Consider the following 15,836-nt stretch of genomic DNA (forward strand, 5'->3'; position numbering starts at 1 on the left):
ACCTTTTATGTTTTCTGAAGCTTTATAAAGAGCTCACTACCTTCACGACTTGGCATAGAATTATAGCTTGACTCAAAAATATCTAATTCAAAATACGGTTTAAAGTACGTGATATATTCTTCTTTCGAACCTCCAAAAGGCGGCCTATCTGTATATAAAGGTTTATCAAACAACAATCCAACTAACTTACCTTCCGGCTTAAGTAAACCATGTGTTTTTTTTGCATACGCGTTTCGAAATTTTGGGTTTAACGCACAAAAAAAAGTTTGTTCAATAATTAAATCAAAGCTATCTGAAATATCAAAAAAATTCACGTGAAGTAGGTTTTCATCTGGAAAATTAGGAACACGTTTTTTAAAATTATTTAAGGCTGTTTTTGATAAATCGGCTACAAATACATTCTTAAAACCTTTCAAAAACAAATATTCAGCTTCATAGGAATTTCCTGCACCTGGAATTAAAATTTTAAGTGATGGATCTTCTAATTGATCAATATAGGTTTTGATTGGTAAAGATATTTCACCTAAATCCCAACCTATATCTTTATTTTGATAACGCGTATCCCAAAACGATTCTGATAAATCCATAACATTACATATGGGATTGTATTAGTTGTACCAAATCCCGTTTAGAGGCCAATCCAGATTGGCGCCATAATTGCTTTCCATTCTTATAAAGGATTAACGTTGGCACACCACGAACTTTAAATTGAGTTGCTAATTGCTGATTTTTATCAACGTCTATTTTTAAAATGGTAACATGCTCGCCAAGGGTATCTTTTACTTCCTTCAAAATGGGACTCATAGTTTTACAAGGCCCACACCATTCTGCAAAAAAATCCACTAAAACTGGTTTATCTTTATTTATTATTTCCGAAAAATTACTCATAACTACATCTTATTTATTAAATGAAATACGCCAAATACCACGTACTTCATTTTCAATATACCCAATAGCTTGATCCTTTGGATATAAAGCTTTAATACGTTTATAAACTTCTGGTTGTACCGCTTTTCCATAACACTGCAAACACATAGTATTTGTAACAATTGGATAATAGAATTGAACAGTATCATCCGTTTCCTCAATAATAGCCTTTGGTTCTAAATTGGCTGAAATGTCTTTTTTAAATTTCGAAATATGTACTAGTTCCGAACTATTGGCTTGATTATTTGGATTTCTAGGTTTATCAGAAACACGCTTTATATTGGCATTATGAACTATTGACATACTGTCCGTAAGTGGATATGCTTTAACGTTACAAAATTCCACAGCAGCTAAAGTACCTTTTTTTTGAATTGCTCCCATGAGATTTTTACCCAATTCAGCTTTGGTACTTAAAGCATATTTTAAGCCCAGTTCTTCATAAGTCAACGTGGTGTCTGTTATTGAAGCCTGCTGCCTATTCCTATTTAGCATTCCATGGGTACCTTGTTTGCCTCGACCTTTTCTGCTTTGCCCATTAAAATGGTTTTCAAACCATTCTGGTTGTTCAATTTCATAATCATAAATATATTCGGCTATCTGATTTATTGTTTTTTCAGGGTATTGTGCTTTTGGCATGACTCCAAAACGTTTTACAGCGCCAGGCATTTTAGACTTGGCTGCATTTGGGTTTTCCACATAGCTTTGAATGTCTTCAATAAAATCAGCTTTACTAATCCCGTCTGTTAAATAATGCTTCTTGATGGCTATCATTGGAGGCGCAATACGACTATCATGGCTAGCTGTTGGGCTATGACATACATAACAGTTTATTTCCATGAGTTTTTTTCCTGGATGTTCTTGACGTTCTTCCAAATCTGAAAGAGCATTGGTGTAACCTATTTCCTTTTTATTGTCATTTTTACAACCTGAAACAAGTCCAAAAACAGCTAATGCTAATAGTAAATTACGTATCATGATTTGCTATTTTTCCAGTTGCACAACTCACAAAAGATTTTGCTTTAGTTATCAAAGAATTAGCCGCATCAACTTCTGGATATCCTAATAATTTTAATTTTTGCTTGGCGGCTAATAAATCTGCTTCAGATTGATATTCGAAACTAATTTCGTTTGTTTCCAATGCAACTAAAACATGGTCAATACCAGAAACACTTCCTATTTTAGTTGAAATAGTATGTGCACAACCACCACATTTCAAATTTTGAATTTCTATTGTTGTTTTCATTCTATTTCCAGTTTAAATAACCACCTTTTAAATCATAAATTTCCGTGAATCCCATTGCTGATAATTTGCTCGCCGCTTTCTTACTTCGCGAACCACTTCTACAATAAATGTATACTGGTTTTTCTTTATTAAGTTTTTCAAATTGACGTTCAAAACTAGGTGCAAAAAAATCAATATTCTTTGCATTTGTTATGTGTCCTGCATTAAATTCGTCTGGTGTTCTAACATCAACTAATTGAACTTTCCCTGCTTCTATTTGAGTTTTGTACTCCTCTACTGTTAATACTTTTACTGCGGCATCTTGAACCGTACCAAATAACATAGTTATAAATGACATAAATATTAAAATTTGTTTCATGTTTCACTTTATTTTCGGTTATAAAATTACAAGGAATACTTGACCTTATACGTAACATTTGTTACTAAAAAAAGAGTGGTTTTCACCACTCTTTTAAGTTACAAAATTTTTAAGAAATTACTTTAATGTCGTTGGGCAAACATAATCAGTTACTGGAATACCTACCTCTTTAATGGCAGCAAACCCACCTGCAACATCTACTAGGTTATGAATTCCACGACTTTTTAAAATAGAAGCAGCAATCACACTACGATAACCTCCTGCACAATGCACATAGAAGGTTTCTGTATCAGGAAATTCTGATAGATGATTATTTAAAAAATCTAATGGAGTTAAATGGGCTTCATTTATGTGAGACGATACAAATTCACCTTCTTTTCGGACATCAAAAACAGGAATATTCTCTTTTTCAAGTCTGTTTTTAAATTCTGCTGCTGGAATAGACTCAATAGTGTCGGTATCTTTTCCTACTTCTTCCCAAGCTTTAAAACCGCCTTTTAAATATCCAATAGTATAATCAAAACCAACACGAGATAAACGGGTTATGGTTTCTTCTTCTCGGCCTTCTGGTGTAATTAATAATATAGGTTGCTTAACATCTGCAATTAATGCACCAACCCAAGGTGCAAACCCACCGTCAATACCAATAAAAATAGAACGCGGAATATGGCCTTTTACAAATTCGTTTTGATGACGAACGTCTAAAATAACGGCATCAGTTTCATTGGCTGCTGCTTCAAAAGCATCAGGAGACAAAGCTTGTGTTCCACGCTTTAAAACCACATCAATGTCTTCATAACCATCTTTGTTCATTTGTACATTTAAGGGAAAATACTGTGGTGGTGGCTGTAAACCATCGGTTACTTCCTGAATAAATTCAGCTTTAGTCATATCAGCACGTAACGCATAATTGGTTTTCTTTTGGTCTCCAATAGTTCCAACTGTTTCCTTGCTTAAATTTTTACCACAGGCTGAACCTGCTCCATGTGCAGGATATACAATAACATCGTCAGCTAAAGTCATAATTTTGGTTCGTAGACTGTCAAACAAAATACCTGCCAATTCTTCTTGCGTCATGCTTGCCGCTTTCTGTGCTAAATCTGGTCGACCAACATCTCCTAAAAATAAGGTATCACCACTAAAAATGGCATGATCCTTTCCGGATTCATCTTTTAGTAAATAGGTTGTACTTTCCATGGTATGTCCTGGCGTATGCAAAGCTGTTATTGTTATATTTCCTAGCTGAAATACTTGACCGTCTGAAGCAATTTCAGCATCGAAACCTGTAGATGCTGTTGGACCAAAAATTATTTTAGCTCCACTCTCTTTTGCTAATGTTACATGACCACTAACAAAGTCAGCATGGAAATGGGTTTCAAAAATATATTTAATTTTGGCCTTATCTTTTTTTGCACGTTCTAGATACGGTTTAACCTCTCGCAATGGGTCAATTATAGCCACTTCACCTTGACTTTCTATGTAATAAGCGCCTTGTGCTAAACAGCCAGTATATATTTGTTCAATTTTCATAATTCTTACTTTTTAAATACGTTACAAATTTACGAATAACTGTTGAAAAGGGCAGTAACTAAAGTTACATTACGCCTTAACAAAGAATTCCATATAGAAGATAAAAATAGCCATTACAAACACAAAGTAACCAAACCCTTTTTTCAACTTTTTACCATCTATAAAATTACTTAAATAACTACCTATATAAATCCCAACCAAGGATATAGCTGTAAAGGACAGTAAAAATTGCCAATCTATTGTCATAGTCAGCGCATCACCTAGAAAAAATCCTGACAAGGCATTCATAGCAATAATTATTAATGATGTAGCTACGGCTATTTTTATGTCTACATTGGCTAAAAGCACTAATGCAGGTATAATTAAAAAACCTCCTCCAGCTCCAATCATTCCTGTTATACCACCAATTAACAGGCCTTCAATTAGAATTAGTGGATAATTATAGGATACATTACGCTTTTCAGGTTTAATTTTTCGATCCTTCAACATGGAAAAGGCTGCTGGAATCATTAGAATTGAAAACAAACCAAACATAACCATTCGTCGCGTTATTTGGAAAGTACCTATTGTTGTAATTATCTCCGGAAGTGCAGGTATAACAAAATGCCTAACTAATGAAATTCCTATAATAGCAGGAATTCCAAATACAAAAGCTGTTCGCCAATCTACCAATCCCTTTTTGTGCTGTTTTAATCCGCCAACTAACGCGCTAACACCCACAATAAATAAGGAATACGCTGTTGCTACTTTTTCATTCACTAAAAACAAATAAGCTAGCACAGGCACAGCTAGAATAGAACCTCCACCACCAATTAACCCCAATACTATTCCAATTAGTAAAGCGCTTAAATAGCCAAAAAATTCTAAAATATCCATATAAGTGGTTCAATACACGGTTGCAAAAGTAGGATTTATTTTTAATCTGGATTGTAACCCATGCTACATAGCAAGCTATTCCTTTTTTAGTATAATATAATTTCTATGCAACGCCACCTTTCCCATATTTTCCAATTTTTTGAGCAATCGTGAAACAACCACACGCGATGTGTGTAACTCATAAGCAATATCTTGATGTGTGCTGTAAATTATATGATCTTCTGAAACACGTGCTTTTTCGTTGAGATACTTTAATAAACGCGCATCCATTTTTAAAAAGGCTATGCTATCAATAGTTTCAAGCATTTCATTTAGACGACTGTGGTAACTTTCGAAAACAAAATTTCGCCAACTTTTATATTTAGCAGACCATTCTTCCATTTTCTCGATTGGAATCATTATTAATTTAGCATCGGTCTCTGCCATGGCTCGGATTTCACTTTTTGTTCTACCCAAACAACAGGTTAAGGTCATGGCACACGTATCACCTTTTTCTAAGAAGTATAGTAGTAATTCGTCACCATCATCATCTTGTCGTAAAATTTTTATAGCACCTGTAAGCAGTAAGGGCATGGATTTAACATAGGATCCAATTTCAATAAGCACATCACCTTCTTTAACCTCTTTTAAAACACCTACTTGATTAATTTCTTCTAATAAGTCCCTCTCAAAAAAATGACTGTAATTATTTGCTAATTCTTCCAACATAGAATACGTTTTTCAAGTTGCAATATAGCTATTTTCAACTTTTCTTTACTCGAGAATACCTGTTAGTTTTATGTAATCTTTATTATAATTCTTCGACATAAAACCGTACATTTCAATTTTACGTAACTATTATAAACAAGATTTAATTATGCAAAAAACATATTACGACCCAGCTGATTTAAAAAAATTTGGTAAAATTTCAGAATGGAATGAAGCATTAGGTGCTAAATTTTTTGATTATTACGGAAAAGTCTTTGAAGCTGGCGCTTTATCTGAACGCGAAAAGTCACTCATTGCGCTTGCTGTAGCACATACTATTCAATGCCCTTATTGCATTGATGCCTATACAGGAGATGGCTTACAACGCGGCATTACAAAAGAAGAAATGATGGAAGCTTTGCATGTTGCAGCAGCCATAAGAGGTGGTGCATCATTAGTTCACGGTGTTCAAATGATGAATAAAGTAAATAAATTAGATATGTAACCACCTATTTAAAATGACATTATCTAAAAACAGAAACTTACAGTATGGCACTCAAGCTAGCCAATAGCAAACCGTAGAATACTGAATCAGAAACTTTAAACTCTCACATGATTAAATCCCTAAAAAAACAAGAAAAAGAAATAGCAGATAGCAAACGTCAACTAGATATACTCTCCAATGGTATTTTTAAAACAGGAGAATTGCCGACTTTTAAAGATAAAATAGCCGAAAGCAATCAGTTTCCTCTGCAAGCCAAAAAGCTTGAAATTCTTCAAATAAATGTGGGTTATATGTGCAACCAAGTTTGTACGCATTGCCACGTAGATGCAGGACCTGACCGTAAAGAAATTATGACAAAGGAAACCATGCTGCAATGTTTAGAAGTTATTAAAAACACGGAAGCACATACTTTAGATTTAACAGGAGGCGCTCCTGAAATGAACCCAAATTTCCGATGGTTTGTTGAAGAAGCTGCTAAAGCTGGTGTTAAAGATTTTATTGTGCGTTCCAATTTAACCATTATTCGAGCCAACAAAAAGTATTACGATTTACCAGAATTTTTTAAAAAACATAATGTACATGTTGTAAGCTCTATGCCACACTGGACCAAAGGTAAAACCGACAAACAACGTGGCGATGGCGTTTTTGCTAAATCCATAAAAGCGCTACAAGAATTAAATGCTGTTGGTTATGGTATGCCAGATAGCAATTTACGTTTGGATCTAGTTTATAATCCGTCTGGTGCTTTTTTACCAGGTAATCAAGCAGCCATGGAAAAAGATTTTAAAAAAGCCTTATTGGATGATTTTGGAATAGCCTTCCATAACTTGTTTGCTATAACAAACTTACCTATTGCCCGGTTTTTAGATTATTTAATTGCCTCTGAAAATTATGAAGATTACATGTACAATTTAGTGGAAGCCTACAACCCATCGGCAGTAAAAAACGTAATGTGTACCAATACACTTTCCATTAGTTGGGATGGCTATTTATATGATTGTGATTTTAACCAAATGTTAAACCTACCGGTAAACAGTTCCGTTAAACATATTTCAGAATATAATGAGGATTTACTGGAAGGAAGGAACATTGTAATATCTCAGCATTGTTATGGTTGTACAGCTGGAGCAGGTAGTAGTTGTCAAGGAAGTGTCGTCAATTAATATATTCTATGATAAAGAGCATATCTACTTTAGTAGTGTTTTTTTCTGTCATGAGCACCTGTATGGCTCAAGACTCTTTAGCCAATTTATTAAAACGTTACAACACCAAACATATCCCTTATATAACGGTTCAAGAGTTGGCCATGCCGAAAACCAACTATAAAATTTTAGATGCACGTGAACCTGATGAATACCTAGTAAGTCATTTAAAAAATGCCGTATTTGTTGGTTATAAAGATTTCAAAATTGAAACTATTTTAAACGAAATCCCTAATAAAAATGATACTATTGTGGTGTACTGCTCTTTGGGAATTCGCTCTGAAACCATTTCAAAAAAACTACAAGACAAAGGTTATACAGCGGTTTATAACCTATATGGCGGTATCTTTGAATGGAAAAATAACGATTTCCCAGTTTATAATCAGCAGAACAAAAAAACAGATAGCATCCATGCCTTTTCAAAAATGTGGGGAAAATGGTTAAACAAAGGGGTAAAAGTTTATGATTTGAACTAATTAAGAATGGGAATTTTATCAAAAAACAATACTAATAGCGACCAAGATCAAGTGGCTAATTTCTATTTTCCGACCTCCAAAAGTGCACTTATTATTTTTACAAGAAATCCAGAATTAGGAAAATGTAAAACCCGATTAGCAAAAACTATTGGTAACGAATCTGCTTTGGAAATTTACAAACATCTATTAAAGCATACTGCAGAAACGGCAAAAAACGTATCGGTAGATCGCTATGTTTTTTATTCTGAAGCCATACAAAAAGAAGATATCTGGAATTCTGATTTTTTTAAAAAGAAGCTTCAAGAAGGCTCTGATTTGGGAGGGCGAATGGAAAATGCCTTTTCGGAATTATTTCAACTAGGTTATGAAAAAGTCCTGATAATTGGTAGTGATTTATTAGATTTAAATGCCGAGATTATTTCCGAAGGATTTCAAAAATTAAACAAAAACGATTATGTTTTGGGTCCTGCTGAAGATGGCGGTTATTACCTTTTCGGCATGAAACAGTTACACCCTAAAGTTTTCAAAAACAAAGCTTGGGGAACAGAAAGTGTTTGTAAAGACACCTTGGATGATTTACAGAATGAAGACGTTCACCTATTAGAAATATTAAATGATATTGATACCTTTGAAGATATACAAGGCATTGAATCACTAAAAAAATACTATTAAACTTATGATGAAGTATATAACAGAAACTACCGAATATTTACAAAGTAAAGGGTTTGAAAGCCCTGAAATAGGCATTATTCTCGGAACAGGATTGGGCAAATTAATAGAAGATATTGATATTATAGCTGAAGTTAGCTATAATCACATCCCAAATTTCCCAACGGCTACGGTTGAGTTTCATAAAGGCAAACTTATTTACGGAACACTTTCAGGAAAAAAGGTAGTAGTTATGCAAGGCCGTTTTCATATTTACGAAGGCTACTCACTTCAGGATGTTACCTATCCCGTTCGTGTTATGAAACAATTAGGCATAGAAACCTTATTAGTTTCTAATGCCTCTGGCGCCATCAATTTAGTCTTTAAAAAAGGCGAACTGATGTTAATAGACGACCATATTAATCTCCAAGGTAGTTCTCCATTAGCCTTTAGAGGTGTGGAACAATTAGGTGAACGTTTTACTGATATGAGCGCACCTTACGATGCAGATATTAATGCCAAATTTGAAACCATTGCTAAAAACCAAGGCATAACCCTACATAAAGGCGTTTATGCTAGTGTTGTTGGACCGCAATTGGAAACTCGCGCAGAATATAAAATGCTTAAAATTATTGGAGCGGATGCTGTTGGAATGAGTACCGTTCCAGAAATTATTGTGGCCAATCATTTAAATTTAAAGGTGGCTGCCGTGTCAGTTTTAACAGATGAGTGCGACCCAAGTAATCTAAAACCTGTTGATATTTCTGAAATTATAGAAATGGCAGGAAAAGCAGAACCACAAATGATTACCCTTTTTAAAGAACTAATTAAAAGTTTATAATAGCAATTAACACCCGAATACTGAAACTATGAGCAATTATCTTAACACCACACACGATGTATACAAAGAAGCAGCATTAACTCCAGATGTTGGTTTATGTTGCACGACGAATCCTATTTGGGAATTACCTGGTTTAAAAATCCCGAAAATCATGCAGGAAATGAACTATGGTTGTGGATCAACTGTTCATGCCCGTGATTTAACCAACAACCCTAAAATGCTCTATGTTGGTGTTGGTGGCGGCATGGAATTATTGCAATTTTCATATTTCAACCGCGAAAAAAATGGTGTTATTGGTATCGATGTAGTCGATGAAATGTTAGAAGCATCTCGTAAAAATTTTAAAGAAGCCGAAGCTCAAAATCCATGGTTTAAAAGTGAATTTGTAGATCTTAAAAAAGGCGATGCATTGAATCTTCCAGTTCCTGATAACAGTATTGATGTGGCTGCACAAAATTGTTTATTCAACATTTTTAAAACAGACGATTTAAAAAAAGCCATTGCTGAAATGTTTCGCGTACTCAAACCACATGGTAAATTAGTCATGAGCGATCCTACTTGCGAGCAACCCATGAATGACACCTTGCGTAACGATGACAGATTGCGCGCCCTTTGTTTAAGTGGTAGTTTGCCCATTGCTGAATATGTTAAAATGCTAACCGATGCTGGTTTTGGAACTATTGAAATTCGCGCTAGAAAACCGTATCGCATTTTGGCTCCTAACCATTACCCAACGGAAGAATTGATTTACATAGAATCTATTGAAGTAGCTGCCATAAAAGACCCCATGCCTGCAGATGGCCCGTGTATTTTTACAGGAAAAGCTGCTATTTACTATGGCGACCAAGATTTTTTTGATGACAACGCTGGACATGTATTGGTTCAAAACCAACCACTAGCTATTTGTGATAAAACGGCTGGCGACTTGGCCAAATTGAATCGGAATGATATTTATATCAGTAAATCCACGTTTCATTATGATGGTGGTGGCTGTTGTTAAAAAATGTAGAAAAACTACGCTATGAAAAATCCGCTATATCTTATTTTATTGCTGTTTGGCTTCAGTCTTTCGGCTTTTGGACAAACCATAAACCATTCCGGTTTTATAGAATTCTTACAAAAACATGTTTCTAATAAAGGTGAAGTTGATTATAAAACTATAAAAGCAAATGATTCAGAATTAAACACCTACCTCAACCAATTTATAGCCGTTTCGCCTAAAGAAAGTTGGACAAAAAACGAAACATTAGCCTATTGGATTAACGCGTATAATGCCTTTACCATAAAACTGATTATTGATAATTATCCAGTTGAAAGTATTAAAGACATTAAAAACCCTTGGGATCAAAAGTTTATTCCTATCAACGGCAAATTACTTTCTTTAAATTATATTGAACATGAGGTGCTTCGTAACATGAATGAACCACGCATTCATTTTGCTATTGTTTGCGCATCAGCTTCTTGTCCGCAATTATTAAATGAAGCCTATATCCCAGAAAAATTAGACAAACAATTAACAACAGTTACAAAACAGTTTTTGGCAGATTCATCAAAAAATAGGATTCAAAAAAACAGTCTGGAACTCTCAAAAATCTTTAAATGGTTTTCAAAAGATTTTAAGGAAAATGGCAGTCTTATCACCTTTTTAAACACCTATTCAGATGTAAAAATTGCATCAGACGCCAAAATAGAATACATGGATTATAGTTGGGAATTAAATGACTAATACCATTTCCATAATTATTCCCATGCTTAATGAAGCCGAAAATATAGCTTCGGTTTTAGAACATCTATTAGAGAATTCAACAGCAAAAAATATAGCAGAAATTATTATTGTTGATGGCGGAAGTGTGGATGGCTCGGAAAAGATAGTAACCAATTTCTTTACAACTTCAAGTAAAATTCAACTCCTAAATGAAGAAAAAGGACGAGCCATTCAAATGAATTTTGGTGCCAAACATGCCACAGGAACTATTCTCTATTTCCTCCATGCGGATTCTTTTCCGCCTAAAAATTTTGACAACCTCATAATCCATGAAGTAACCAAAGGGAATTTAGCAGGTTGCTTCCGTTTACAGTTTGATAACAATCATTGGTGGTTACGTTTAGCAGGTTGGCTCACCCAATTTTCTTGGCGTGCTAGCCGTGGTGGTGATCAAAGTCAGTTTATTACCAAACAATTATTCACCGAAATTGGTGGTTATGATGAACGTTTCACCATTTATGAAGACAATATTTTAATAAATGAGCTTTATACTAGAAAGCAGTTTGTGGTCATTCAAGACAAAATAAAAACATCTGCAAGACTCTATAAAAAGCATGGTGTTTGGACATTACAATATCATTTCTGGACTATTTATGTTAAAAAATGGTTTGGTGCATCAGCTGACCAATTATTCACTTATTACAAAAAGCATATTTCCTAAAAATCTGGTTTCAACATGGTTAATCTGTTAAAATAAAGATAAATCTTACTTAATAAAGTGATAAAGAAACGTGTTGCTTCAATTGAAAAATATACTTTTCCACTCTAAACCAATTATCATGAAACCAACCAAACTTATCTTGGCACTTTGCTGTCTAACCGTATTTTCAGCAAAGGCCCAACGCACTATTTCTGCAAAAATAGTGGACTCAACCAAACAAGAACCTATACCATTTGCAACAATATTAATAGACGACAAAACAGGCGTTATTAGCAATGATAAAGGCGAATTCAACATTACCATTAACAGGAAAATTTCTAATACAGATTCCCTTTTTATAAGCTGCTTGGGTTACGAGCAAAAACAATTTGCTATTCAAAATTTTAGGGACAGTATAATTCCATTACGCACTAAAAACATTGATTTGAGCGAAGTATTTATCACCAATAAAGACTATACAATCGATGAAATTTTAGACAAAGCAAAAGAAAGCCTAGAAACTAATTACGATTTTGGCTTTGCCAAGCGTAAACTGTTTTACAGAGAATCATACTACACGAATATGCTGAAAACGGATGTGAAAATTGAAGAATCTACCATTCCCGAATTCAATCAAGCATTTGTAGATAGTATTATTAGGTCGGTTCCAAAAAATACGGATCAGCACACCGAGGTTTTAGGCGAAATATATGGTAAGCTGAAACCGTCTACACCTCAAAAAATGGACATCTTAAAGGCTTCTCGATTATATGATAAAGAAAGTGAAATTACCTTTGAAAATTATGAAAAACGCTTTAATGAAATTATCCGAAAACATGTAAAACGCAATTCGTATTTCAAAATAAAATCGGGTTGGTTTGGAACCAAAGAAGAAATAGACTCTTCATTTTTTGTTGATAAAAAAGAGGAAAAAGAAACAGCAGAGTTTATAGAAAAGAAAAAAGAACTGGAAGCCAAACGCAAGGCTAACTTTTTAAATTGGCGAAAAGGATCTATTCATAATCTAGAAAACGCTAATTTTTTAAATGAAGATTCTGATTTAAATTTTATTGAAAAATCCAGACGTTACGAATTTGAAATGCAGGACTTTGCATATTTTAACAACGAATTTGTTTACACCATTTCCTTCAAACCCAAACGGAGCGAAGATTATGAAGGCACACTATACATTAACACCCAAGATTTTGCTATTGTACGTGTAGATTATAAAAATGTAAAACCACTTCGAAAATTTGGATTGTTAGGTATCTCATTAAATGAGTATTTAAAGGAAGGCACTATTATTTTTCAAAAAAACACTAACAATAAATACACACTTAAATATGTTGATGAAACTAATGGACAACAAGTTGGCATAAAAAGACCTTTGAAAATTATTGAAAAAAATAAGCATGTTAAAGGGCGCCGTAAACAAAATGAATTGGCTGCCGATTTACATTTCATTGTTCGGAATATTGAAAAAAAGGAATTGATTGTTTTTGAATCGACGCCTATTTCAGAAACAGAGTTCAACAATTTTAATGAAGTCCCAGAAGTAACACCAACTTATTTGCCTGCGTATGATCCTGAATTTTGGAAAGGCTATAATATTATTGAACCCAATCAAGCCATAAAAGATTTTAAGATTATAGAGAAAACACACTAAATATCAGTTGGTCTTTATTAGTAAACAAATGAATCGGGATTCGGCACAGCCCTATTCTCGATTCATTGTCTTTTATAGTAGTTTCTAATAACAGCTTCAACTGGTTTGTTTTGAGGTGTAAACTGATTATCTTTTTTACCACCACTTTCTGCGTGATTGTGAAACCATTTCCAAACAAAACCACCTGCAAACCAAGGTTCTTTCCAGAAAGTTTCAAATAAAGCTTGCGTTGCATTGGTTTGTCCTTCAAAATTTAACGCTGTTATTTTATAATCGCTAACCCAAGGTTCTTTTCCGGTATAATCTGTACTTCGGTAGCCAAATTCCGTAAATAGTATGGGTTTCTTAAAGGTTTCAGACACGGTTTTCATTTCTATTTTATGAGCTTGCCAACCTGTAATGGCATCTTCTACACGTGGAGTTATTTTATCACTTACAGGAAAGTAAGCATCTACACCAATATAATCCAAATCGTTCCAAAATGGTGTGCGTTTATATTCATCCCAATTGGCTGCATAGGTTAACTCACCACTATACACAGCACGAATATTCTTAATTAATTCCTGCCAAAATTCAGGCCTATGAACTATAAACTGTTCCAGTTCAGTACCTATACAAAATAAGGCTACTTGTTTTTCTTGTGCTAGTTTGGCAAAGTCTAAAATAAATTGTGAATAGGTTTGTTCCAATTCCAACCAAGCAACTTCATTAGGCATTTTAATATGACCTGTAAACTCACCATGCCAAACCCAAATTTGTGGTTTTAACATAACCTGTAAACCTGACTTTTGCAGCACATTTATATATTGAGAAACACCTTCGGTTGTTTCACCAAACCATTGTTTGTTGGTATTATATATAATTTCTGGATGCTCCAAATTTTTAATAAACCCAAATGGCATAATAGCCGTATAATTAGCATGCACGTTTAAAACAGGCTGGACATTTTCTTTAGAAATTTGGTCACGGGATGCCACAAAACTAACGCCATTAATTTTATAATCTTTCTTTGTAGTCATACTGCATGAAAAAAACATAAAAACTAAAAACCACGTTAAATACTTTGTCATAACCGCTTAATTATGTTTAAATTTAAACAAATTGTTTGAAGACGCTTTAAGGTTCTATAAAAACCTTCGACCAACCAACCAATAATTCACTGTATGGAACACATTGTAATAATAGGAAACGGTATCTCTGGCGTCACAGCAGCCAGACATATCCGGAAATTATCAGATAAAAAAATCACCATTATTTCTGCTGAAACTGAACACTTCTTTTCCCGTACAGCCTTGATGTATATTTATATGGGTCATATGAAATATGAGCATACCAAACCTTATGAAGATTGGTTTTGGAAAAAAAATCGTATCAACCTAAAAAATGGATTTGTAAATCAGATTGATACAAACACTAAAACGCTTCATTTTGAAAAGGGAGATACATTAAAATACGACAAACTCATTATTGCAACTGGTAGTAAGCCTAATAAATTTGGTTGGCCAGGACAAGATTTAAATGGTGTTCAAGGCTTATATAGTAAGCAAGATTTAGACAATCTAGAAGTTTATGCGCCTAATAACAACGTATGTAAACGAGCTGTAATTGTTGGTGGTGGTTTAATTGGTATTGAATTGGCAGAAATGTTAAATAGCCGAAATATTCCTGTAACGTTTTTAGTTCGCGAACCGAATTTTTGGAATAATGTATTACCTGAAGGAGAAAGCCGTATGATAAACCGTGAAATTAAAAAACATGGTATTGATTTAAGGTTAGAAACTAATTTAAAAGAAATAAAATCAGATAAAAACGGACAAGTAAAATCAGTTATTATTGAAGAAACAGGCGAAGAGATTAGATGCAATTTTGTAGGCTTAACTGCTGGTGTTTCACCTAACATTTCAATTGTAAAAAATAGTAACATTAATACAAATAAAGGTGTCGTTGTTAATCGGTATTTGGAAACCAATATCCAAGATGTTTTTGCTATAGGTGATTGTGCTGAACAGCAGGAAGCCATTGGAAACAGGAAACCCATTGAAGCCGTCTGGTATACTGGAAGAATGATGGGAGAAGTAATTGCACAAACTATTTGTGGAAATCGCACACCCTACAATCCAAGTCATTGGTTTAATTCAGCTAAATTTTTCGATATAGAATACCAAACCTATGGCTGGGTATTTCCAAAACCCAAAGAAAACCACGAGCATTTTCATTGGAAACATGAAACTGAATCTAAATGCATTACAATAGAATATCATAGAGAAACTGAAACGTTTAAAGGCATCAATACATTTGGAATTCGATTAAAACATGAGGTTTTTGATAGATGGCTAACTGAAAAACGGCCAGTAGATTTCGTTATTAAAAACCTTCAAGATGCTAACTTTGATCCCGAATTTTATAAACGTTATGAGTCTTGTATTAAAGAGAAATTTGAAAATCGCATTGTTACCGCTTAAATCACAAATC

Annotated in this window: 19 protein-coding genes; 10 read left to right on the plus strand and 9 right to left on the minus strand. The window is 34.0% G+C overall.

Annotated features, from left to right (window positions below):
* Positions 1-5 precede the first annotated feature (5 nt).
* The 8 genes from BM239_RS00425 to BM239_RS00460 form a co-directional block, all read right to left on the minus strand.
* A complete protein-coding gene (locus tag BM239_RS00425) occupies positions 6-587 on the minus strand; it encodes a methyltransferase domain-containing protein (protein ID WP_092205689.1) in 582 nt (193 codons plus the stop codon).
* 4 nt (positions 588-591) lie between these two features.
* A complete protein-coding gene (trxA, locus tag BM239_RS00430) occupies positions 592-888 on the minus strand; it encodes a thioredoxin (RefSeq protein WP_092205690.1) in 297 nt (98 codons plus the stop codon).
* A 9-nt stretch (positions 889-897) separates the two neighbouring features.
* The gene (locus tag BM239_RS00435; RefSeq protein ID WP_092205691.1) at positions 898-1,902 is read right to left on the minus strand and encodes a c-type heme family protein; all 1,005 of its coding nucleotides are present in this window, start codon (positions 1,900-1,902) and stop codon (positions 898-900) included.
* The gene (locus BM239_RS00440) at positions 1,892-2,170 is read right to left on the minus strand and encodes a heavy-metal-associated domain-containing protein (RefSeq protein ID WP_092205692.1); all 279 of its coding nucleotides are present in this window, start codon (positions 2,168-2,170) and stop codon (positions 1,892-1,894) included. Before BM239_RS00440 ends, BM239_RS00435 begins: the two co-directional genes overlap by 11 nt.
* A gap of 1 nt (position 2,171) precedes the next feature.
* A complete protein-coding gene (locus BM239_RS00445; protein WP_245758157.1) occupies positions 2,172-2,528 on the minus strand; it encodes a rhodanese-like domain-containing protein in 357 nt (118 codons plus the stop codon).
* 117 nt (positions 2,529-2,645) lie between these two features.
* On the minus strand, positions 2,646-4,058 hold the full coding sequence (locus BM239_RS00450; protein WP_092205693.1) for an MBL fold metallo-hydrolase: 1,413 nt from the start codon (positions 4,056-4,058) through the stop codon (positions 2,646-2,648).
* 69 nt (positions 4,059-4,127) lie between these two features.
* Complete coding sequence (locus BM239_RS00455) at positions 4,128-4,934, minus strand: sulfite exporter TauE/SafE family protein (protein WP_092205694.1); 807 nt, start codon at positions 4,932-4,934, stop codon at positions 4,128-4,130.
* Between the two features lie 75 nt (positions 4,935-5,009).
* Positions 5,010-5,642: a Crp/Fnr family transcriptional regulator gene (locus tag BM239_RS00460; RefSeq protein WP_092205695.1), complete on the minus strand. Its 633-nt coding sequence runs from the start codon at positions 5,640-5,642 to the stop codon at positions 5,010-5,012.
* A gap of 148 nt (positions 5,643-5,790) precedes the next feature.
* On the opposite strand from BM239_RS00460, the gene BM239_RS00465 reads away from it, so the two are divergent.
* The 9 genes from BM239_RS00465 to BM239_RS00505 all read left to right on the plus strand — a co-directional run bounded on the left by BM239_RS00465 (position 5,791) and on the right by BM239_RS00505 (position 13,364).
* A complete protein-coding gene (locus BM239_RS00465) occupies positions 5,791-6,126 on the plus strand; it encodes an arsenosugar biosynthesis-associated peroxidase-like protein (protein WP_092205696.1) in 336 nt (111 codons plus the stop codon).
* 107 nt (positions 6,127-6,233) lie between these two features.
* Positions 6,234-7,289, plus strand: coding sequence for an arsenosugar biosynthesis radical SAM (seleno)protein ArsS (gene arsS, locus BM239_RS00470; protein ID WP_092205697.1), 1,056 nt, complete (start codon positions 6,234-6,236; stop codon positions 7,287-7,289).
* An 8-nt stretch (positions 7,290-7,297) separates the two neighbouring features.
* Complete coding sequence (locus BM239_RS00475) at positions 7,298-7,804, plus strand: rhodanese-like domain-containing protein (protein ID WP_092205698.1); 507 nt, start codon at positions 7,298-7,300, stop codon at positions 7,802-7,804.
* Between the two features lie 6 nt (positions 7,805-7,810).
* Positions 7,811-8,476 (plus strand): TIGR04282 family arsenosugar biosynthesis glycosyltransferase, encoded by a 666-nt coding sequence (locus BM239_RS00480; protein WP_092205699.1) that lies wholly within the window; start codon positions 7,811-7,813, stop codon positions 8,474-8,476.
* Between the two features lie 4 nt (positions 8,477-8,480).
* Complete coding sequence (locus tag BM239_RS00485; RefSeq protein WP_092205700.1) at positions 8,481-9,293, plus strand: purine-nucleoside phosphorylase; 813 nt, start codon at positions 8,481-8,483, stop codon at positions 9,291-9,293.
* A gap of 28 nt (positions 9,294-9,321) precedes the next feature.
* A complete protein-coding gene (gene arsM / locus BM239_RS00490; RefSeq protein WP_092205701.1) occupies positions 9,322-10,293 on the plus strand; it encodes an arsenosugar biosynthesis arsenite methyltransferase ArsM in 972 nt (323 codons plus the stop codon).
* A gap of 21 nt (positions 10,294-10,314) precedes the next feature.
* On the plus strand, positions 10,315-11,019 hold the full coding sequence (locus BM239_RS00495) for a DUF547 domain-containing protein (RefSeq protein WP_092205702.1): 705 nt from the start codon (positions 10,315-10,317) through the stop codon (positions 11,017-11,019).
* Positions 11,012-11,719: a TIGR04283 family arsenosugar biosynthesis glycosyltransferase gene (locus BM239_RS00500; protein ID WP_092205703.1), complete on the plus strand. Its 708-nt coding sequence runs from the start codon at positions 11,012-11,014 to the stop codon at positions 11,717-11,719. Before BM239_RS00495 ends, BM239_RS00500 begins: the two co-directional genes overlap by 8 nt.
* A 118-nt stretch (positions 11,720-11,837) precedes the next feature.
* Positions 11,838-13,364, plus strand: a complete 1,527-nt coding sequence (locus BM239_RS00505; protein ID WP_092205704.1) for a carboxypeptidase-like regulatory domain-containing protein — start codon at positions 11,838-11,840, stop codon at positions 13,362-13,364.
* 62 nt (positions 13,365-13,426) lie between these two features.
* Here BM239_RS00505 and BM239_RS00510 read toward each other — a convergent pair whose 3' ends face one another.
* A complete protein-coding gene (locus tag BM239_RS00510) occupies positions 13,427-14,434 on the minus strand; it encodes a glycoside hydrolase family 113 (RefSeq protein ID WP_245758158.1) in 1,008 nt (335 codons plus the stop codon).
* Between the two features lie 93 nt (positions 14,435-14,527).
* Between BM239_RS00510 and BM239_RS00515 the strand changes: the two genes are divergently transcribed.
* Positions 14,528-15,826, plus strand: a complete 1,299-nt coding sequence (locus BM239_RS00515) for an NAD(P)/FAD-dependent oxidoreductase (RefSeq protein WP_092205706.1) — start codon at positions 14,528-14,530, stop codon at positions 15,824-15,826.
* Positions 15,827-15,836: the final 10 nt, after the last annotated feature.

Source organism: Algorimicrobium echini, from assembly GCF_900115185.1.
Lineage (GTDB): Bacteria > Bacteroidota > Bacteroidia > Flavobacteriales > Flavobacteriaceae > Algorimicrobium > Algorimicrobium echini.